This window comes from Tianweitania aestuarii (genome assembly GCF_018457165.1).
Classification (GTDB): Bacteria; Pseudomonadota; Alphaproteobacteria; order Rhizobiales; family Rhizobiaceae; genus Tianweitania; species Tianweitania aestuarii.
Window position 1 is genome coordinate 250,822 of the sequence record NZ_JAFMNX010000004.1, and the last position, 20,773, is coordinate 271,594.

The following is a 20,773-nucleotide window of genomic DNA, read 5'->3' on the forward strand; positions in this document are numbered from 1 at the left end:
TGACTTTAAAATCTATTTGCGTGCGCGATAACCGAGATTGGCCGAAACCTTCTCGGCAGCATTCATGACAGCCTGCACCTGATCCGTGCTCGGATCCGGCGCAATGTGCTGAACGGAATCGTTGATCGCAATCGACCCCACGAACCCTCCCAGCGCATCAAAGATGGGTGCCGCAACAGCATTGAGACCGACCATGGCCTCGTTTGGCCCGGTAGCCCAACGCCGCCTGCGCACCGCATCCACCTCCGCCTGAAGCTGCTCGGGATCGGTGACAGTGTAGGGCGTGTGCATATCAAGCCCCTCCGAGAGAATACGCGGGAGAAGCAATCGGTCACCAAAAGCCAGCGTGACCTTGCCTTGAGCGCTGGCGTGATAATGCAGAAGCGAGCCAGGCTTGACGTGGATCTCGATGTTGGAGCGGCTCGGGACGATGAGCAGAATACGCACACCGTCTGGTTCCGGCTGGCTGATCGCAACCGCATGGCCCGTCTGGTCGCGCAGCTCACGGGCCACGTCGCGGGCGGCGGTTGCCAACTCGAAGCTTTCGCTCACCGCCTGCCCAAGGGACATCAACCGCGCGCTGATCGAATAGCGCTCTGTTTCCACGTTGCGGATCAGATAGCCAGCTGACACCAGCGTTTGCAGGTGGCGGTGAATGCGGCTTTTCGTTGTGTTGAAGGCACGCGCCATCTCCGAGACGCCGACCGAGGTCTGGCCTCGGGCGACATATTCCAGAATTTCCAGCGCAAACTCGACCGCCTGGATCGAACCGCCTTTGGGTGCCTCACTCATAAATCAAACCGTTTCCGACCCGTTGCGTGCCACGAACCGGCCGGTGCGGGACTACTGCAGATAGACTGCCATTTCGTTCTGGAGCAAGGCTGCCGCGCACCAACAACCTCGCCGATGTCAGCGAAGTGAAGCCGGTGCAGGATATTCGTCGGCGTTCAGGACCCAGCCCTGCTTGGAAAAGTCAATCCGCGGCGGGGAGAAAATATCAACAAGCTGGTTCAAACCTTCATCCATGCCACGCGAAGTGTGGATGGCTGGCGGCGGGATGACCGTCAGCGATGGAGACTTGACCAGAGCATGTTCGTCGTCACGCCACGCCGCCAGGTTTGTCGTCCATGGCCAGCGAAGGTGATGCGTGTAGGTGCCAGCGAGCGCCAGCGATCCCTGCTCGAAATCATCGTGATGATGCGGTGAGAGCTTCGCAACGTCGCGTGGACCATGCTGCTCATCAAGATAATTCACCATCAACGTGGTGCAACGGAAGATGCGCCCGAAGCGTCCGGGCGTCGGCGGCACATCAAGGCTGTAGGTTCGAATTCGGAAGCCGCCCACCGGATCAGGCCAAGGCTCGAGCAAGGTCACATTGGGGTGCTGTTCGGCATAGGAATCAGCATTCGCGCAAAGCGCGTTGAGGTCTTCCGACTTGGTCGAGAAGATCCGTGTGGCACGTCCACCTTCGGGTAACGTGATACGACTGTCGCCAGGAGGCAGGATCACCAGCGAAAAGCCGCTGACCTCGACCTGCTCACCCTTGGCTTCAACGATTGCTGGCGTTTCACGATCGGGCAAAAGAAGAACATATTCGTCGACTTGATCGTTGCGGGATAAGGCTCCGCCGGTCTCTAGTTCGCTGTAGCCAACAAGGAAATTTTGGCCGCGAGTGAGCCAGGTTCTCGCGCCTTCGTCGACGATTTGCGGATCTGTCCCATAGAACAGGCCGTAGTCGGCTCCTGAAAAGGTGGTGGCTACTGCAGCAGGTGCTGCCGATGCGTCGGTCATGCTCCACCGAGGGTCAGTCTGATCATACATCGTCTTCCTCGTGTTCTCTTCAGCAGAACGTTGATAGCGAAAATGATGATCCTGTACTCATCGTGCTGTCAAGTATCCCTGATTTAAAGCTTGCAGAAATCTTTCTGGGGACTGCTTGACAGAAGAAAACAATCAAAACATCATTCCACGCAACAGCGTTCTGCATAACGAAACGGAGGAGACGTTCATGCTGACTCGCCGACAGGTCCTCGCGTCGACCGGCGCAATGGCTGCGACCCTTGCCATGCCCAACATCGCCCGCGCCGCGCCTATCCAGATGCGGTACGCACATGCCGCGAACGAAATTCATCCCGGCCATATCGCGGCGCTGGAATTCCAGAAGTCGCTCGAAGAGCTGGTCCCCGGCGCCATAGAGATCACCATCTTCCCAAACCGACAATTAGGCGAAGACAAGCAGAATCTCGAATCCACGATTGCTGGCGTTGTTGATCTTTGCGGCTGCTCTGGGGTTCAGGTTCCTCTTGTCACGGGGCGGCAGGCTCTGGATGCCTACCAGTTGCCTTTTCTGATCCGCGACTACGATCACTTCACCGAGCTAGCGACCAGTGAGGTTGGCCAGAAGATCTTGGACGATCTGGAACCTGCCGGCCTGGTCGGATTGCAGACCACTGACATCGGGCGCCGACACTTCGTTTCGGCCACCAATGTGGTGAAAGCACTGCCAGATTTCTCAGGCCTGAAGACACGCATCATCCCCGTGCCGTTACACAAGGCGATCTGGGAAGCGGTTGGCACGTCGCCGGTCGGCCTGCCTTATGGCGAAGTCTATGGCGCCTTGGAAACAAAGGTCATTGACGCCGTCGAGATCAACGTCTCGTCGATGCTGTCAGAGAACCTCTGGGAAGTCGCCAAGAACTTTACGCTGACCGGACATTATCCCTGGCACAACCTCACCGCCATGAACAAAATGGTATTTGACGGACTGCCGCAGGAGCTGCAGCAAGCAGTTCGCGAGGCTGGCAAGCAGTCCATCAAGCCTACGATGGACTATACGGCCAAGCAGGACATGGAAGGCCGTGACCAGCTCAAGGCGAAGGGTGTCACGATCTACGAACTGGAGAACCTCCAGGAGATGAAGACAAAGGTCGCGCCGATCGTCGAGACGTGGAGCGCCAAGGACCCTTTGATCGCCGAGTTTGTCAAAGCCGCGCAATCAAAGAGCTGAGCTTCTGCAGAATGGGTTTGCGGAAGCCATTGATCGGCTCCGCACTCACCTCACGACAAACGAGTTCCAGCATGAATTCCGTATCATCCGAACGGGTCGGGAGGCCCGGTCCCCTTGCGTGGTACTCAGCCACCATTCGCTTTCTTGCGGGCACGTCAATGTTGATCGTCGTCGCGATCATGACGGCGCAGGTCGCTGCGCGTTACATCTTCAACTCGAGCCTTATCTGGGCTGAAGAGCTCTGCCGCTACATTCTGATCTGGCAAACCTTCCTGTTTATCGGGATGGCCTATACGCGAGGTGAGCTGATCGCGGTCGACATCATCCCAGACATGCTGACGCCGAAGATGCGTTTTGTTCTGAAAGCGCTGACAACGGTACCGATCATCATCTTCCTGTGGCTGATGATGACGAACGGCTATGATTATTCGACGCGCTTTGGCCGTCAGATCGTGCCGGCCGTAGATTTCATCAGCACGTCTCTGATCGGACGCGGCGTCGGCCTATCGATCTTCTGGGTCTATGTCTCGGTTGCGGTCGGCTCCTTTCTATTAATGCTGCACATCCTGGCATCCCTAGTCGCAGACATCATCGAAATCCGTCGCGGCGTTCCTGACGCCGCCCATCACCATACTGAAACGCAGGCTTGACGATGGGCAGTTTCTTTGGCGCTTTCGTTGTTCTTCTTGCCACTGGCGTGCCGATCTCGCTGGCACTCGGCGTCGGGGGCATGGCTTATCTTTTCTTATCAGGCCATGGCGCACTGATCCTGGCCTTCCCGCAAAGAATGATGGCGGGTGTTGATCAGTTCATCTTGTTGACGATCCCGCTATTTCTGCTGGCTGGAACGCTGATGAACGTCGGCGGCATCACCGATCGCATCGTGCAGTTCGCGCGTGCCATGGTTGGTCATCGTCGCGGCGGCATGTCATCGGTGACCGTTTTATCGGCCGGCTTCTTCGCGGGGATTTCCGGCAGCGCCACGGCGGAAGCCTCCGCGCTTGGCTCAATTCTGATCCCGGCGATGAAGAAGCAGGGCATTCCGCCGGCCTATGCCGCGGCCCTTGTGGGTGTCAGCTCCATCGTGGGACCTATCATCCCGCCCTCCATCACCATGATCGTTTATGGTGTCCTCTCAGGGGCTTCGATCGGCCAGTTGTTCATTGCAGGCGTCACCCCCGGCATTCTGATCCTCGGCGGTCTCCTGCTCTACTCAACCTGGCGGGCCAAGCGGGATGGTTTCACCATTACGCCGAAGATGGCTTGGAATGAGCGTCGCACCGCAACCATGCGCACGCTACCCGCTTTGATACTGCCGCTCATCATCATCGTCGGCATCAAGGCGGGAATCTTCACACCGACGGAAGCTGCCGCAGTCGCCGTCATCTATGCCCTGATCATCGGCTTTGCTTATCGCGACCTGACATTGGAGCGCGTTTGGGACGCAATGATTGCAACTGCGCTTGCAAGCTCGTCGATCCTGTTCATCACGGCCATGGCCAGCATCGTCGCCTTCGTGCTGACGCTCGAACAGGTGCCGACCACCATTGCATCAGGCGTTCTTTCGATCAGCGACAACCCTATCGTCGTGCTGGTCCTGCTGAACCTCGTTCTGCTGGTGCTCGGCATGTTCCTGGAGCCGATCTCGATCCTGATTTTGACCATGCCGATCCTCATGCAGTTCATGAAGATCATCGGCATGGACCCGGTCCAGTTCGGAACAATGGTGGTGCTCAACGTCGTGATCGGCATGGCGACGCCGCCGGTAGGCATCCTGCTGTTCATCGTTTGTGCGGCCTCGGGGCAACCGCTCAGCGCAGTGGCGAAGGAAGCCATTCCGTTGATCGGTATCTGCCTTCTCGTGCTGGCGCTGGTTGCTGCCCTGCCTGGTCTGACCCTGTGGCTGCCGCACGCAATGCTGCCGGTGAACTGAACATGATTGGAGAACAGCCTATGGCTTATGACACAACGCGCTCATCGTTTCGCCAGCGCTTCATGGCAGGCGAAACGCTTGTCGGGACCTTTGTAAAAACGCCGACCAGCCATCCAATCGAAATCCTCGGCAATCTCGGCTTCGACTTTGTTGTGATCGACGAGGAGCATGCCCCATGGGATCGCGGCACGATCGACGCAGGGCTCCTAGCCGCGCGTGCTTCAGGCACAGCCGGGATCGTGCGGGTGGCCGAGCCGACGCCGTCCAAAATTCTTGCTGTGCTGGATGATGGTGCAACTGGCGTGCTGGTGCCGCATGTGAGTTCCGCAGCCAAGGCCACGGAGATCGTGCAGGCCTGTCGGTTTCGAGGTGGCCGGCGCGGTTTCTCGAATACGACGCGGGCAGGCGACTTCGGCGCGGTTGGCGTGTGGCCGCATGTGGATGCTCAGGACGCGGCGGTGACCTTTGTCGCGATGATCGAGGACCCGGAAGCGCTGGACGAGATTGACGCGATCGTGGGCACCGATGGCTTGGATGGCGTCTTCATTGGCCGGGGTGACCTGACGGTGGCACTCGGGGCGCCGGCCATGGATGCGCCAGAGATCATGAGCGCCTGCGAGACAATCATCGCTGCGGCAAAGAAGGTCAACAAGCCAGTCGCCATGATGGTGGCTAATGCTGACGACGCCAAGCGCTTCAACGCCATGGGCGCAACCACCTTCATCGTCGCGTCGGACCAGGGGTTTCTGCGCCAAGCGGCGTCAAAAGCCCTATCCGAAATTTCTGCCGTGGGCGTGAAGAGCGCCTGATCGAGCCTTAGAGGAGACGAACAATGGCCGACACCAACACTGATTTCCCCCTCATCGTTCCGCTTCCCGAAATGACGCCGGAGCGCGAGGCCGAAGTGGCCGAGCTTCTGGTTGATGCGGTTGATCTGCACTGCCATTCCGGCCCTGCGGCGATGCCGCGCATACTTGGTCATCGCGAAGCCTTCCAGATGGCGGAGGACGCTGGGTTCAAGGCGCTGCTTTACAAGGACCATTACTATGTCGGCATGCCACATTGCGCGGTGCTGAAGGACATTTACCCGCATTCAAAGGTCGAGCTGTATTCGGGCGTGGCGTTGAACAACGCGTCGGGCGGCATCAACCCGCATGCTGTCGACCACAATATAAAACTCGGTGGCAAGATCGTCTGGTTCCCAACCTTTGCAGCGAAGAACCATATCGAAGCTTACGCCTCAAAGAGCTTCCCCAAAACCGCCAAGCCAATGCTTGCGCCCATCCCACTCACTGTTCTCGACGTCAACGGCAGGCTGATCGACGAGGCCAAGCAGATCTGCGACCTGATCGCGGAAGGCGACATCATTCTGGCCGGCGGCCATCTGCATGTGTCGGAGCTGTTCGTGCTGTTCGAGGAAGCGAAGAACCGCGGCGTCAAGAAGATGCTTGTGAACCATCCCTCTTATATCATCGGCTGTTCCGACGAAGATATTCGCGGGCTAGTGGGATTGGGTGCTTACATGGAGCATTCGATCTGCATGTTCATTCCGGGCCGCGCCAAGCAGCACGAGACAACAGACCTCATCCACATGATGGAAGTGGCCGGTGCCGACCGCACAGTGCTGGGCTCGGATCTCGGTCTGACGCAGGCTCCAAAGCCGGTTGATGGCTACCGGATGATCGTGTCCGACCTGCTCGACCACAAGGTCGACAAAGCCGACATCAAGAAGATCATTTCGACCAATGCCAGCGGCCTGATTAATCTCGCAGCCTGACCAAAACCGAACCAAGCGGAGGAAAACAAATGGCTGCTGCTCGCAAAGTGATCATCACCTGCGCGGTGACGGGCTCGATCCACACGCCGTCGATGTCGCCGCATCTGCCGGTGACGGCAGAGGAGATCGCGGATGCTGCTATAGGAGCCGCAGAGGCCGGTGCGGCAATCGTGCATCTGCATGCACGCAACCCGCGTGACGGTTCGGCCGACCAGTCCCCGGAAGCTTTCGAGCCGTTCCTGAAGGTGATCAAGCAGCGTTCCGACTGCGTGGTGAACATCACCACGGGCGGGGCGGCGACCATGACGATCGAGGAGCGGCTGCGGCCCGTCTCGACCTTCAAGCCGGAAGTGGCTTCGCTCAACATGGGCTCGATGAATTTCGGCCTTTATCCCATGCTGAACCGCTACAAGGAGTTCAAGCACGAGTGGGAGCGTGACTATCTCGAAGGCTCGCGCAACCGCATCTTCAAGAACACCTTTGCTGATATAGAGAACATCCTGACCACCTGCGCGGAGAACGGTACGCGGTTCGAGGTGGAATGCTACGACATCGGCCATCTTTACACCCTGGCGCATTTCGTGGATCGCGGCATCGTCAAGCCGCCCTTCTTCGTGCAAAGCGTGTTCGGCATCCTGGGCGGTATCGGCCAGCATTCAGAAGACGTCATGCATATGAAACGAACGGCCGACCGGCTGTTTGGAGACCAGTATTCCTGGTCGGTGCTGGGCGCTGGCTCGAACCAGATGCGGATTGCAGCACAAGCAATGGCGATCGGGGGCAATGTGCGGGTGGGTCTAGAAGACTCGTTATGGATTGGGCCCGGCCAATTGGCGAAGACCAATGCCGAACAGGTCACAAAAATTCGCGGCGTCATCGAAGGGCTGGGGCTGTCCATCGCCACGCCTGATGAAGCGCGCGAGATCCTGCAACTCAAGGGCGCGGATCGGGTGGCGTTCTAGTGGCGGGCAAGAACGTCCTTATCGTATACGCCCATCCCGAGCCCGCGTCCTTCAACGCCTCGCTGCGCGATCGCGCGCGAACAGCGCTGGAGCGGGCGGGGCATGAGGTGGTTGTGTCGGATCTCTACGCCGAGGGGTTCAATCCCCTGGCTGGACGACACGACTTCACCAGTGTGGCCGATCCCACCGTTTTCCATTACCAGACTGAGCAAGCCCATGCTGCGAGGCATGGCACCTTCGCACCGGATATAACGCGCGAACAGAAACGTGTCGCAGACGCTGACCTCGTAATCTTCCAGTTTCCGCTCTGGTGGGGTGGACCGCCGGCGATCATCAAGGGCTGGGGCGAGCGCGTGTTGGCCTATGGCTTCGGTTATGCCGATGGGTTGCGCTACGATACCGGCGTGTTCCGTGGCAGGCGGGCGATGGTATCGATGACCTCAGGCGGAACCACGGCGCGCTTCGGCGCAGGCGCTGCCTACGGTGATCTCCAAAGCCAGGTACTTTGGCAGCTTCAGCATCTTGGCCTCGAATATATGGGCTACGAACTTGAAGAGCCGTTCGTCGCCTACGGTGCTCCGCGCACCGACCATGCAGGACGGCAAACCTACCTTAATCAGTTGGAGGAGCGCGTGCTTGCCGCCGCCGCCAAGCCGGTCGATCGCAGCCTCACGATTACCAATCCACTCAACCTCGTACCGGACGGCGCCTGGAAGCAACAGCGATAGGAGAGGGTATTATGGACACTGGGAAAGTCGCGCTTGTCGCCGGCGGCTCTCGCGGCATCGGCACGGCAGTTGCGCGCAGGCTGGCTGCGGACGGAATGGCGGTTGCGGTCGGTTACCGGAACTCGGCATCAGAGGCCGAGACGATCGTGCGCGACATCGAGGCTGCAGGATGCCGAGCATGTGCCGTTCAGGGAGATGTGGGCTGTGACGGTGATCCGGTGCGTATGGTGGACGAGACGATACAGCGCTTTGGGCGGCTCGATGTTCTCGTTAACACCGCAGGCATCGGACCTTATCGCGCGCTGGATAGCCTGGACGAAGCTTACATCCGAGCGATGTTCGATACCAATGTCATTGGCGCAATCATGCTGACCAAGGCTGCGGCGGCCGTGATGCAAGACGGTGGGCGTATCATCCAGGTGTCGTCACGCTTGGCATACAGCCCGATCCCGACCAGCACGGTCTATGCGGCATCCAAGGCTGCCGTTCAGGCGATGGTGCATGGCTTTGCCAGGGAGCTCGGCCCGCGCGGCATAACGATAAACGCGGTCGCACCGGGTGTAATCGAAACGGACATGACCACGAAGATTATCGCCGAGCGTGGTGAGCAGATCCGGGCCTCGACGCCGCTCGGCCGCATCGGACAGCCAAGCGATATCGCCGGCATCATAGCCTTTCTGGCGTCTGATGATGCACGCTGGATCACCGGCCGCACGATTCTTGCGGATGGCGGGCTGACTTGAGGGGTAAGTTAAACGAGCAAACGAAGCTCTGTAACAGCGCGTTGCTTGACCTTCAGGCGTGCCTTATGAACGCTGAGAACTCCTGATCGGGTTGATCTTCGTTCTTCGAGGTGCGTTCGCCTTATGACTTCCATCGTGATCATCGGTGCCGGCCATGCTGGCTTCAACCTTGCGCATCTTCTGCGGCAGAGCGGCTTCAGCGGCCGCGTCGTGCTGATCGGCGACGAAGGCGGAGCGCCTTATCAGCGGCCGCCGCTGTCGAAAGCCTATCTTATGGGCAAGGTCGATGCCGAGGGGCTGACATTCCGGCCGGACAGCTTCTTTGACGAACAGAACATCGAGCGGATCGACGGAACGGCAACGAGCATCGACCGGCAGGCTCAGCGCGTTCATGTCGAGGGGCAACAACCCATCGCCTATGACATGCTGGTGCTCGCAACAGGTGCGCGACGGCGCGAGCTGCCGGTGGAAGGCGGAACTCTGGATGGCGTGCATGGGCTGGCTACGCGTGCCGACGCCGACCGGCTGAAGCAGGCTTTGGCGGGTGAGAAGCACCAGCCGCTTGTGATCGGCGCAGGCTTCATCGGCCTCGAGTTCGCCGCCGGCGCGAGGCATTTCGGGTTGAACGTCAAGGTCATCGATCTTGCGCCGCGCATCATGGCGCGCGCTGTCAGCCCGGCTATGTCGGCGTATTTTCAGGAAGCGCATGAGCAAAGCGGCGTGCAGTTTCTTTTGGAAACCGGCATCGCGCATCTGGAGGGCAAGGACGGGCATGTAACCCATGTCGTGACCACCCATGGGGACCGGCTCGAAAGCGATCTCGTCGTCGCCGGCATCGGCGTCATTCCAAACGATCAACTGGCTCGCGACGCAGGTCTTGCCGTTGAGAACGGCATCGTGGTCGACGAGCATCTGGCAACCGCCGACCCCAATATCTTTGCGATCGGCGATTGCGCCAATTTTCCGGACAAGGCGCTGGCTTCACGCCTGCGATTGGAGTCGGTGCAGAATGCGACGGACCAGGCCCGCGCGCTGGCAGCGTTCATCACCAGCAAGCAGCGCATCGCTTATGATGCCGTTCCGTGGTTCTGGTCGGATCAGGGATCGCTGAAGCTGCAGATCGCTGGTCTCAGCATAGGCAGCGACACCTTCGTGGAACAGCGCGACGACAAGGGCCTGTTGGTGTTCGCTTTCCGCGGCGGCCAACTGGCAGCGGTGGAAACGGCTAACCATGCCGGCAACCACATGGCCGCGCGCAAGCTGTTCGGCTCACCCTTGGCTCGTCCAAGCGCCGACGAAATCGCCAGCCCCGGCTTCACGCTGAAGGATTATGTGCTGCGGGGTGGCAGATCATCCGTCTAGTTTACGGTACATCGTTGGTCAAACGCACCCAAGGCCTGACGGATCAAGTCAGCAAGCTTCTGGGCGGCTAGCGAGGGCGGGCGGGCGTTGGGCGTCAGCATCCATACCTGCATGGGCGTTGCGGGTAGGAGAGGGCGGCGCACCAGCTGGCTTTCTCGATAATCGAGACCGACGAATGGTGGCACGACAGAAATGCCGACACCGTTGGCGACGAAGCCGCAGATCGTTTCCGATAGCGGCACCTCGATCGTCGTGCGCTTCTGAACGCCGTGCGCCCGAAATGCGCTGTCGATGGTCATTAGCGAGCAGTCATCGCGCGCCAGTGAAATGAAGGGTTCGTTGCGAAGGTCCTCGAAGCTGACGGCGTTTTTGCGCGCCAGGGGATGTCCCGTTGGCAGTATGCAAACCATGTCGAAGGACATGATGAGTTCGGTATCGACTTGGGGATGCTCGAACGGCACAACGGAGAGCCCGATATCGATCTGCTGGGCAGCAACCAGCTCGGCAATGCGTGGCGAGTGATGGCTCTTGAGCGTGAAATGGAGGTCCGGCTGGGATTTGAGGAACGGTGACAGGGCATGCGCGAGGTAGCGTGTGGCAAGTGCTGCGGGCGCAGCGATACTGACCTCACCCCATTCGCGGTTCTTCAAGGCCTTGGCGAGACGCGCGACGCGCTCCGTACCGGAAAACATACGGTCGACTTCTCCAGCGAGCTGACGGGCTTCCTGTGTCGGCACCAAGCGCCCGCCACTGCGTATGAACAGCGGGAACCCACAACTTTCCGAGAAGGCACGCAGAAGCTTGCTGACAGCTGGTTGGCTGACGTTCAGGCGTTGTGCGGCACGAGACACGGACCCGGTTTCAATGGTGGCCTGAAAAGCTTCGAGTTGCCGTACGTTCACGACGCCTGATCCCTCCTATATGAGCTTTGGTTATATTGATGGGAAAGAAAGCTATTTGACAATCATACCCCAGAGATTTTCCTTACGCATCTAACCTGCGCCTCACGGGGAGCGCGGGATCGATCAAGGGAACCTGCCGATGCGATCCGTTTTTGGCCTTTGCACCGCTGCGCTGCTGATGTCAGCGCCGGCCTATTCCGCCAACCTGTCCGTGTGCCTGGAAGGCGCGCCGGAGATCTTCAATCCGCAGCTGTCGAGCAACGGCACGACGCTGACGGTGCTCGGGCAGATCTATGACAATCTGGTTTCGGTAAAAGCTGGCACGTCGGAGATCCAGCCGGCGCTGGCGGAAAGCTGGAGCGTTTCGCAAGACGGCAAGACCTACACATTCAAGCTTCGCCATGGTGTGAAGTGGCAGGCCAACGACCAGTTCACGCCAAGTCGCGACTTCAATGCCGACGATGTCGTATTCACATTCGAACGCATGATGAACGACGATCATCCCTATGCAAAAATTGGCGGCGGCACGTTCGTGACCTTCAACACCAAGCTTTCCGATGTGTTGGAAAAGGTAGAGAAGATCGACGACCAGACTGTTGCCTTCACGCTCGACGCGCCGCTCGCACCCTTTATCGGCATCATGGCGCACCAGTCGATTGCGATCACGTCCGCTGAATATGCCGACACGCTTTTGAAGGCTGGAGCGCAGGATCAGTTCGATCGCGTGCCGATCGGTACCGGTCCATTCCAGCTGCAGGCATATCAGCAGGACGCTGCCGTACGTTTGGCCGCTTTCCCAGAAACTTGGGGCGCGGCGATCGGCGATGCAGCGCGGACGCCGAAGGTTGATGCGATCGTCATGGCGATCAGCGCCGATGCCTCCGTGCGGCTGCAACGTGCTCTTGCGGGCGAATGCCAGATTGCGCTTTACCCGAACCTCACCGATCTCAGGCAAATCAAAGACAGCGAAACGCTGGATGCCGTTCCAACGCCCGTTGCATCTACCGGCTTCATCACCTTCAACTTCAAGCAAAAAGAGTTTCAGGACAAAAAGGTCCGCGAAGCCCTTGCACATGCCATCAACATGAAGCCTCTGGTCGATGTTGTTTATGACGGCAAAGGCAAGGTGACGGGCTCGCTTGTGCCGCCGGCACTTTGGGGTACGGCCGATCTCGGCGCCTACGATTATGATCCGGAACTTGCCAAGAAGCTGCTGACTGAAGCCGGTTATGCCGACGGCTTCTCCACGCAACTTTGGGCTGTCCCGGTGGCGCGCCCGTACATGCCACATGGCCGCCGCGCGGCGGAGTTCATTCAGGCGGATTGGGCCGCGATCGGCGTGAAGGCCGAGATCGTCTCTTATGAATGGTCGGAATACATCACCCGCTCGCGCCAGGGCGAGGCGCAGGTCGGCATGTTCGGCGGTATCTATGACTTTCCCGATCCAAGCCAGATACCGAACAACTACTTCACCTGCGATTCCACCGGTAAGCCGAGCCCGTCCAACATTGGCGCTTGGTGCAACAACGCATTCAACGCGCTGATGAAACAAGCCGGTGAGATCACCGACCAAGCCGAGCGCGAAAACCTTTACAAGCAGGCGCAGGATGTCTTCCACGCAGAAGTGCCGGCCGTGATCCTTGGCGGTGCAGACACGATCACAGCCGTGAACAAGTCGGTGAAGGGCTTCGTACCGGCCATCTTTGGCGCGAACCGGTTTTCGGGCGTGAGTGTCGAGTAAAACAGATCATCCATCAAACAGGGCTTCGGCGCGATCATCACGCCGAAGCAGCAGAAGAAGAAAGGGATGCGCATGCGCGTTCTGATTATCGGTGCTGGAATGCTCGGTGCCAGCACGGCCTATCATCTCGCGCAACTAGGCGCTGAGGTCGAGATCGTCGATGAGGAACATCAGGGTAAGGCGACGCTGGCCGGTGCAGGTATTGTTTGTCCCTGGGCAACCAAGGCTGACGAGCCACAATGGTATGATATGTATGCGGCCGGCGCGCGGTATTACGAGACTCTGATCGAGGGCCTGAAGGACCGTGGCGAAACCAACATGGGTTACGGTAAGGTCGGCGCCCTCGTTGTGGCTGAGGAGGAAGCCGAGTTCATCGCTGCGGAAGAACGCGTTTTGCGTCGCACCAAGGACGTTCCCGAAGCCGGCATAATCTCTAAACTGACCCCAAAAGAAGCGCGCAAGCTGTTTCCGCCCCTGCGTGAAGACATGCCGGCAATCCACATATCCGGTGCCGCGCGTGTCGATGCTCGCCTGCTGGCGGCCGCCATGCTGCGTGCAGCCGTGTCGATGGGCGCTAGCTACCGGCGAGACAATGTCACGCTTGCCGTGAGAGGCGATAAGCCAGTCTGTATCGGCAGCAGCGGCGAAACAATCGAAGCCGACGAGATCATCGTAACGGCCGGCGCCTGGGCTTCGCGCATTCTGCAGCCGCTCGGACTCCACCACCCAGTGCAGCCGCAGAAAGGGCAGATTGTGCATCTGTCGCTGCCCGGCGTGGCGACAGCCAAATGGCCTGTCGTCCTGCCGATGGGCAGCCACTACATGCTGTCCTTTGACGACTCCCGCGTAGTGATCGGGGCGACACGCGAAGATAATTCCGGCTTCGATTACCGAGTTACAGCCGCCGGCGAGCATGAGGTTCTGTCGGCCGGTCTCAAGATCGCACCGGGTCTCGCCACTGCAACCCATATCGAAACCCGCATCGGCTTCCGGCCGGCGGCGCCCACCATGCGCCCGATACTGGGCCGCGTTCCAGGCATTCAAGGCCTGACGATCGGAAATGGTCTAGGAGCTTCCGGCCTGACCGTTGGTCCGTTCGCCGGCAAGTGCCTTGCCGATCTGGTTGCCGGCAAAAACGTGTCAGCTTCGCTTGTCGCCTACGCGCCGCAAGGCCGTGCCTGATCGCAGACCCATCACTAACGCTCGAGCCGGCACGAACCCAGTGCCGGCGAGCGTCTCCCTGCAATCGAACAAGAAGGAAACATCCATGATTACCCGTCATCGCAAGGCTCGCACCCTTTACGGCGCCGTCGAGCACAATGGCGTGCTTTATCTCGCGGGCCACGCCGCTTCCGATCTCAACGGCAGCATGAAAGAGCAGACGCGCGAAACCTGCGCCAAGATTGAGGCGCTTCTGAAGGAGCTCGGCTCCGACAAGACCAAGCTCCTGTCCGCGCGCATCTATCTCAGCGACATGTCGCGCAAGGAAGACATGAACGAGGTCTGGATGGAATGGCTCGATGAAGCCGACTTTCCGTCGCGCGCCACGATCGGCGGTGCTGACCTAGGTGATCCCAAGCGGCTGATCGAGATCGTTGTGATCGCCGCCAAGGACTAAACCCGACAGATCGAGGGAGGAGCGCGCATGACCAGGCAGCCGAACCACATGGACGATCGCTACGTGACGTCCGACAAATACGTCACGCTGAAAGGCATTCATGCCGATGCCCGCCGGCATCTTTCGGACGTTCATTGGAACTACCTATGGTGTGGCACCGGTGACGAAGTCACCTTGCGCGAAAACACGGACGCATTCGATCGCTACCTGTTCGAGGCGCCGCTGTTCACCGGCGTCAGCAATCCGCGTACGGAAACGCGCGTTCTAGACCTCGATCTCAGCTTCCCCGCCTTCACCGCACCCTTTGGCGGCGGGGAATCTGTGTTCCATCCCGATGCGCATCTGGCGATCGGCCGTGCGGCGGAGGCTGTGGGCATCAGCCAGATGGTGCCGGTTGCGGCCTTCCATTCCTTCGAAGAAGTGGCGGCGGCTTCGTCGGTTGCTTCCGTCTTTCAGATGACCTTTGCCGGTGATGAAGGTGCGGTGCTCGACATGATCGCGCGCGCCAAGGATGCCGGCTACCGATACATCTGCGTCACCTATTCGCCAATCCGGCAATGGCGCGAGCGCATGATGGAAGACCGCTTCAGCGTGCGCGGCGAAAAAGCACCCTCGAACTTCGGCGAAGGCAAGTCGGACCCAGCCATGCTGCGCGAACTTCTCGAGTTCACGCAACCGCGCTGGACCTGGGAACAGGCAGCGCGCGTCATCGCCAAATCGCCGCTGCCTTGTATCGTGAAGGGCGTGATGAGCGTGCGCGATGCCAAGGCTTCGATCGATGCCGGTGCCGTCGCGCTTTATGTCTCGAACTATGGCGCGCGCACGATCGATCGAACGCCGACCACAATCGACATTCTCCCGGCTGTGCGAGAAGCTGCCGGACCCGACATGCCGATCATCCTGGATTCCGGCATCCGTCGCGGCAGCGATATCGCGACCGCTCTGGCCCTTGGCGCGAATGCGGTCGCCCTCGGCCGCTTGATCGCCCTTGGCTTAGCTGCCGATGGCGAACATGGCGTGCGCCGCACGCTGGAACTGCTAAAGCGCGAGTTCTGGACCACGCTCGGGCATCTCGGCTGCTCGTCGCCGGCTGAACTCAACCGGGACGTGCTGGTTCAGCGCTAGATCGCCCGCCGGTCGAAGATCCTCTCGCACCGGTGTGCTGAGGCAACTTGAGGCGCCTTTGCTTTCAGCTTGCGGGAAGATAGTCCCGACCCGGATCAATGCTGGTGGGGCGTCCATCAAGGAAGAGCTCGCCGATGCGCGGTGCGCTCTTCGAGATGACCTTGCCACCTTTGATGACGGCGAGACGAGTGGGTTTCAGGCGCAACGCTTCGATGACATCGGCAGCCTGCAGGATGATGAGATCCGCATTGCAGCCAACCTCTAGCCCGTAACCTTCCAGGCCCATCGTCTTGGCCGAGTTGACCGTAAGCGCGTCGAAGATCTTCTTCTTGTCTTCTATGCCACCCATTTGCGCGACATGGATGGCCATGTGGCCGACTTCCAGCATGTCGCCCGAGCCCATCGAGTACCAGGGATCCATCGTGCAATCCTGGCCGAGCGAGACATTGAGCCCGGCTTGCATCAGTTCAGGCACCCGCGTCATCCCACGACGCTTCGGGTATGTGTCGTGACGGCCCTGCAGCATGATGTTGATCAAGGGGTTCGAGATCACGTTGATCTCGGCTTCCGCCATCAGGGGTATGAGCTTTGAGACGTAGTAGTTGTCCATGGAATGCATGGATGTGAGGTGTGAGCCCGCCACGCGTCCCTGCAATCCGTGGCGCACCGTTTCGGCGGATAGCGCTTCGATGTGGCGCGACATCGGGTCGTCGGTTTCATCGCAATGGATGTCGACCGGCAGACCACGATCGGCCGCGATTCGGCACAGTGCCTCAAGCGACTGGCGACCTTCGTCCATGGTGCGCTCGAAGTGCGGAATGCCGCCGACGATGTCGAGCCCCATGTCCAACGCGCGCTCAAGGGACTTTTCGCCCTCAGGCGCGCGGTAATAGCCGTCTTGTGGAAAGGCGACGAGCTGCAGCGTGATGTAAGGCGCGACACGCTCGCGGACCTCGATCATCGCTTCGGCCGTCAACAAACGGGGATCCGAGGTGTCGACATGGCTGCGGATAAACAGCAGGCCCTGGCTGACGGCAAGATCGCAATAACGCAGCGCTCGTTCCACGAGGGCTTCCTTGGTGAGCTGCGGTCGCAACTCGCCCCAAAGAGCAATACCCTCCAGCAGGGTGCCGGAGGTGTTCATACGCGGCAGACCAAGGGAGAGCGTCGCATCCATATGGAAGTGTGGATCGCACAAAGGCGGGCTGACCAGCCTGCCGGTCGCATCGATTTCCTGACCGCCCGACGCCGGCAGGTTTGTCTCGATCGCGGTGATCTTGCCGCCGGCCAAGCCTATGTCGATGCCTTGGCGGCCATCCGGCAGATTGGCATTGCGGATGATCAAGTCGAACATGGGTATCTCCTGGCCATCAGCGCTCGCCGCGCCGATAGGGTTGCATCAGCGCCTGCGGAACGCGGGCGCGCCTGGCCATCAGTGCGAGCGCCACGATAGACAGGATATAAGGGATCATCAGGAACAGCTGATAAGGAACGGCTCCGCCGAGCACGGTCTGCAGGCGTAGCTGGAAGCCATCGAAGAAGGCAAACAGCAGCCCTCCGAGAAGGGCTCGCACGGGCCGCCACGATGCGAAAACAACGAGCGCAATGCAGATCCAGCCGCGTCCCTGCACCATCGTGGGGAAGAAGCTGTTGAAGGCGGCAAGCGTGAGAAACGCGCCGGCCATGCCCATAAGCGCGCTGCCGATGATCACGGCGCCATAGCGCACGACCATCGGATTGATGCCTTGCGCTTCGGCCGCATGCGGGTTTTCGCCGGTCATGCGAATGGCAAGCCCCAAGGGCGTGCGGAAGATGACGTAAGCAAGCACGAGGGCAAGCAGGATTGCTAGGTAAGTCGGCGTTGTCTGGGAAAAGAAAGCCGGACCGAAGAAGGGGAGGTCGCTGAGACCGGGGATGGCAATTGGCTGAAAGGGCGTAATCGTGGGCGGGGTGCCGGCGACAGGCACGGCTAGCCGAAAGACATAATAGCTGAACGAGGAAGCAAACAGGGTGACGCCCAGTCCTGAGACATGCTGGGACAGGCCGAGGGTGACAGTCAGCAGGGAGTGCAGCAGGCCGAACAATCCGCCGGCCACGGCTGCCACGAGAAAGCCGATCCAGAGATCTGCGCCATTATAAACGGTCAACCAGCCGATCATCGCGCCAAAGGTCATGATGCCTTCGATGCCGAGATTGAGCACGCCGGCGCGTTCGCACAGAAGCGCCCCAAGTGTGCCGAGGATCAGCGGTGTTGCGATGCGCAGGACGGCAGCCCAGAGACCCGCGGATGCGATGATGTCGAAAGCGGCGCTCATCGGCGGATCCTGTATTGGGTGAAGAACACGGCCACAAGCATGGTCAGCAATGACAGTGCCACGATCACATCGGCAATATAGCTGGGAATTCCAAGGCTGCGGCTCATGCCATCCGCGCCGACGAACATCGTGGCCGTGAACAAGGCTGCCAGCACGACGCCGAGCGGATTGAGGTTCGCCAGCATGGCGACAACGATGCCTGAGTATCCGAAGCCAGGTGACAGTTCCGTCGTGACATAACCTTGCACGCCCATGACCTCGACGGCACCGGCAAGCCCGGCAAGACCGCCTGATATGCAGGCTACGATGACGAGGGTGCCCTTGAGCGGCACGCCAGCGAAGACGGCACCTTCGGGGTTCAGGCCAGCCGCACGCGATTGCATGCCGAAGACGGTCCGTGATTGAACAAAGGCGAGCACGATGGCCAAAACAACGGCGATGCCCAAGCCGAGGTGAAGGCGCGAGCGAGCCAGGAGTTTCGGCAGCATCGCGGCGTCGGCTACGGGTTGCGACTGCGGCCAGCCGAACGCCATCGGATCCTTGAGCACAGTGTCGATCAGCATCGACACGAGCAGCACCGCAACGAAGTTGAGGAGAAGGGTCGTGACCACCTCATCGACAGTAAATCGTAGCCGCATCCAGAGTGGCACCAGCAGAAGGGTCATGCCGGCTAAGGCGCCCAGAAGAAGCAGCAAGGGGATCTGCACCAATCCAGGCAAATCGCCCAGGAACTGCGAGCTCGCCCAGGCAACGGTGATGGCACCGAGGTAGAGCTGGCCTTCCGCCCCGATGTTCCAGAGACGAGCACGGAACGCCACTGCCGCTGCCAGGCCGGTCAGGATCAAGGGTGTGGCCCGGGTCAACGTTTCCGTTGCGGAGAGACGCGAACCGAAGGCGCTCTTCAGGATCAACCAATAGGCTTCCAGAACCGGAGCGCCTGCAACGGCGGTCAGAACTCCCGCCAAAGCGAGTGCTGCCCCGATCGCAATCAGGGGCGTGGCGATCACAAGCGCGATCGACCGGTGTTCACGCCGCTCAAACCGCATGCGGCACCTCGCTCGTCCACTCGCCTGCCATCATGAGCCCGAGCTTGCGGGCAGAAGCCTCTTCGGCAGAAATCGCAGGCGAGAGCCTGCCGCCGACGATCGCCTGAATGCGGTCGGCGAGGGCCATGACCTCGTCCAGATCCTCAGAAATCAGAAGCACGGCCGTGCCTTGACGTTTGGCTTCCAGAATGCGCTCGTGAACAGCTGCCACAGCGCCTTCGTCGAGACCCCGCGCCGGTTGGGCGGCGAGCAGGATGCGCTGACGGTTGATCAGGTTGCGTCCAAAGATCAGTTTTTGCATGTTGCCGCCGGACAGAAGCCGAATGCGGCTCGTTGGGCTTCCGCCGCGCACATCGAAGCGATCTATGATGGTCTGGGTAAAGGCGACAGCAGCCTTGCGGTCGACCAAACCACCGCGTGAGAAGGCTTTGACCCGTTCGAGGATGGCATTTTCCCAGATCGCCATTTCGCCGATGGCGCCTTCCTTGTTGCGATCTTCCGGAATGCGGCCGATGCCGGCTGAAACCACATCGGCCACAGAGAGTTTGTCGACCGCTTTGCCATAAAGCAGCAGGTCGCCTGCCGTTTTGGATCGCGTGCCGGACAGAAGCTGCGCAAGCACATGCTGGCCGTTGCCGGAAACGCCGATGATGCCCAGCACTTCACCGGCATGGAGGCGGAAATCGACAGCCTTCAGCCGGTCGATGCCGTCGGATCGGATCGTCACGGCGGCGGCTTCCAGCACCACGTCGCCGGGCGTTGATGGTTCGCGCACCGGCCTGGTCACCGTGCGTCCGACCATCAGTTCAGCGAGCTCGGCCTTGCTGGTCTCAGACGTCCTGCGTTCGGCCACATGCCGGCCACCGCGCAACACGATAACGCGGTCTGCCGCTGACATGACTTCGTCGAGCTTATGAGAAATGAAGATGAGCGATAGGCCTTGTGCGGCCATGTCTTTCAGTGTCGCGAAGAGGCGCTCGGATTCCGTTTGCGTCAAAACGGCCGTTGGTTCGTCAAAAACCAGAATACGGGCTTCGTTATAGAGCGCCTTGAGGATTTCCACGCGCTGTTGTTCCCCGACGGACAGATCGCCGAGCCGGGCGTCTGGATCAACCTTCAGGCCAAAGCGCTCGGAGATCGTCAGAAGCTTGGTGCGGGCATCGCTGCGACGCAGCTTGGGAGACCAGAGGCTTTGCGTGCCGGTGATGACATTCTCGAGCACGGTGAGATTGGGTGCCAGCGCGAAATGCTGATGAACCATGCCAATGCCGGCACGGATCGCAGCACGGGGCTTGCCTTGGGGCAGCTCCTGGCCATCAACCAGAATTTGCCCTTCATCGGCCACGTAATGGCCGAACAGGATGCTCATCAGCGTAGTCTTGCCAGCACCGTTCTCGCCCAACAGCGCAATGATCTCGCCTTGCGCAAGCGACAACGAAATCTTGTCGTTAGCAACAGTCGTGCCAAACCGCTTGCTGACGCCGACGATTTCAAGAACCGGTTTGCTCATGCGT

At 59.9% G+C, this 20,773-nt stretch carries 20 protein-coding genes; 13 read left to right on the top strand and 7 right to left on the bottom strand.

Translation table 11 applies throughout. From position 1 onward, the window contains the following. Positions 1-12 precede the first annotated feature (12 nt). The gene (locus JYU29_RS15820) at positions 13-792 is read right to left on the bottom strand and encodes an IclR family transcriptional regulator (protein WP_213985808.1); all 780 of its coding nucleotides are present in this window, start codon (positions 790-792) and stop codon (positions 13-15) included. 117 nt (positions 793-909) lie between these two features. Continuing rightward, the gene (locus JYU29_RS15825; protein ID WP_250157512.1) at positions 910-1,791 is read right to left on the bottom strand and encodes a cupin domain-containing protein; all 882 of its coding nucleotides are present in this window, start codon (positions 1,789-1,791) and stop codon (positions 910-912) included. A gap of 145 nt (positions 1,792-1,936) precedes the next feature. Between JYU29_RS15825 and JYU29_RS15830 the strand changes: the two genes are divergently transcribed. From JYU29_RS15830 to JYU29_RS15870, 9 genes are all read left to right on the top strand, one after another. Continuing rightward, positions 1,937-3,007, top strand: coding sequence for a TRAP transporter substrate-binding protein (locus JYU29_RS15830; protein ID WP_213985810.1), 1,071 nt, complete (start codon positions 1,937-1,939; stop codon positions 3,005-3,007). Between the two features lie 158 nt (positions 3,008-3,165). Beyond that, positions 3,166-3,657: a TRAP transporter small permease gene (locus JYU29_RS15835; RefSeq protein ID WP_213985811.1), complete on the top strand. Its 492-nt coding sequence runs from the start codon at positions 3,166-3,168 to the stop codon at positions 3,655-3,657. Positions 3,658-3,659: 2 nt separating this feature from the next. Next, positions 3,660-4,940, top strand: a complete 1,281-nt coding sequence (locus tag JYU29_RS15840; RefSeq protein ID WP_213985812.1) for a TRAP transporter large permease — start codon at positions 3,660-3,662, stop codon at positions 4,938-4,940. A gap of 20 nt (positions 4,941-4,960) precedes the next feature. Further along, positions 4,961-5,749 carry an HpcH/HpaI aldolase family protein gene (locus JYU29_RS15845; RefSeq protein WP_213985813.1) on the top strand — a complete coding sequence of 263 codons (789 nt, stop codon included), beginning with the start codon at positions 4,961-4,963 and terminating at the stop codon, positions 5,747-5,749. 23 nt (positions 5,750-5,772) lie between these two features. Beyond that, positions 5,773-6,717 carry a DUF6282 family protein gene (locus JYU29_RS15850; protein WP_250157513.1) on the top strand — a complete coding sequence of 315 codons (945 nt, stop codon included), beginning with the start codon at positions 5,773-5,775 and terminating at the stop codon, positions 6,715-6,717. 29 nt (positions 6,718-6,746) lie between these two features. Further along, entirely contained in the window at positions 6,747-7,679 is a 933-nt protein-coding gene (kce, locus tag JYU29_RS15855) for a 3,5-dioxohexanoate:acetyl-CoA acetone transferase (protein WP_213985814.1), read from the top strand. Beyond that, complete coding sequence (locus JYU29_RS15860) at positions 7,679-8,407, top strand: NAD(P)H-dependent oxidoreductase (protein ID WP_213985815.1); 729 nt, start codon at positions 7,679-7,681, stop codon at positions 8,405-8,407. Before kce ends, JYU29_RS15860 begins: the two co-directional genes overlap by 1 nt. A gap of 11 nt (positions 8,408-8,418) precedes the next feature. Continuing rightward, positions 8,419-9,150, top strand: coding sequence for an SDR family NAD(P)-dependent oxidoreductase (locus tag JYU29_RS15865; RefSeq protein WP_213985816.1), 732 nt, complete (start codon positions 8,419-8,421; stop codon positions 9,148-9,150). A gap of 123 nt (positions 9,151-9,273) precedes the next feature. Further along, complete coding sequence (locus JYU29_RS15870) at positions 9,274-10,512, top strand: NAD(P)/FAD-dependent oxidoreductase (RefSeq protein ID WP_213985817.1); 1,239 nt, start codon at positions 9,274-9,276, stop codon at positions 10,510-10,512. Here JYU29_RS15870 and JYU29_RS15875 read toward each other — a convergent pair. Then, positions 10,509-11,414: a LysR substrate-binding domain-containing protein gene (locus JYU29_RS15875; protein WP_213985818.1), complete on the bottom strand. Its 906-nt coding sequence runs from the start codon at positions 11,412-11,414 to the stop codon at positions 10,509-10,511. The two genes, JYU29_RS15870 and JYU29_RS15875, sit on opposite strands and share 4 nt — an antisense overlap. Positions 11,415-11,553: 139 nt before the next feature. Between JYU29_RS15875 and JYU29_RS15880 the strand changes: the two genes are divergently transcribed. From JYU29_RS15880 to JYU29_RS15895, 4 genes are all read left to right on the top strand, one after another. After that, positions 11,554-13,155, top strand: a complete 1,602-nt coding sequence (locus tag JYU29_RS15880) for an ABC transporter substrate-binding protein (RefSeq protein WP_213985819.1) — start codon at positions 11,554-11,556, stop codon at positions 13,153-13,155. A 72-nt stretch (positions 13,156-13,227) separates the two neighbouring features. Then, positions 13,228-14,337 carry an NAD(P)/FAD-dependent oxidoreductase gene (locus JYU29_RS15885; protein WP_213985820.1) on the top strand — a complete coding sequence of 370 codons (1,110 nt, stop codon included), beginning with the start codon at positions 13,228-13,230 and terminating at the stop codon, positions 14,335-14,337. 85 nt (positions 14,338-14,422) lie between these two features. Further along, a complete protein-coding gene (locus tag JYU29_RS15890; RefSeq protein ID WP_213985821.1) occupies positions 14,423-14,773 on the top strand; it encodes a RidA family protein in 351 nt (116 codons plus the stop codon). Positions 14,774-14,800: 27 nt separating this feature from the next. Next, positions 14,801-15,898 carry an alpha-hydroxy acid oxidase gene (locus tag JYU29_RS15895; protein ID WP_213985822.1) on the top strand — a complete coding sequence of 366 codons (1,098 nt, stop codon included), beginning with the start codon at positions 14,801-14,803 and terminating at the stop codon, positions 15,896-15,898. A 64-nt stretch (positions 15,899-15,962) separates the two neighbouring features. Here JYU29_RS15895 and JYU29_RS15900 read toward each other — a convergent pair whose 3' ends face one another. The 4 genes from JYU29_RS15900 to JYU29_RS15915 are packed head-to-tail and all read right to left on the bottom strand — an operon-like array spanning position 15,963 to position 20,769. Further along, a complete protein-coding gene (locus tag JYU29_RS15900; protein ID WP_213985823.1) occupies positions 15,963-17,252 on the bottom strand; it encodes an amidohydrolase family protein in 1,290 nt (429 codons plus the stop codon). Positions 17,253-17,268: 16 nt separating this feature from the next. Beyond that, positions 17,269-18,213 (bottom strand): ABC transporter permease, encoded by a 945-nt coding sequence (locus JYU29_RS15905; RefSeq protein ID WP_213985824.1) that lies wholly within the window; start codon positions 18,211-18,213, stop codon positions 17,269-17,271. Then, positions 18,210-19,259, bottom strand: a complete 1,050-nt coding sequence (locus tag JYU29_RS15910; protein WP_213985825.1) for an ABC transporter permease — start codon at positions 19,257-19,259, stop codon at positions 18,210-18,212. Before JYU29_RS15910 ends, JYU29_RS15905 begins: the two co-directional genes overlap by 4 nt. Then, on the bottom strand, positions 19,249-20,769 hold the full coding sequence (locus JYU29_RS15915) for an ABC transporter ATP-binding protein (RefSeq protein ID WP_213985826.1): 1,521 nt from the start codon (positions 20,767-20,769) through the stop codon (positions 19,249-19,251). The genes JYU29_RS15910 and JYU29_RS15915 overlap by 11 nt, the downstream gene beginning before the upstream one ends. Between the last annotated feature and the right edge of the window lie 4 nt (positions 20,770-20,773).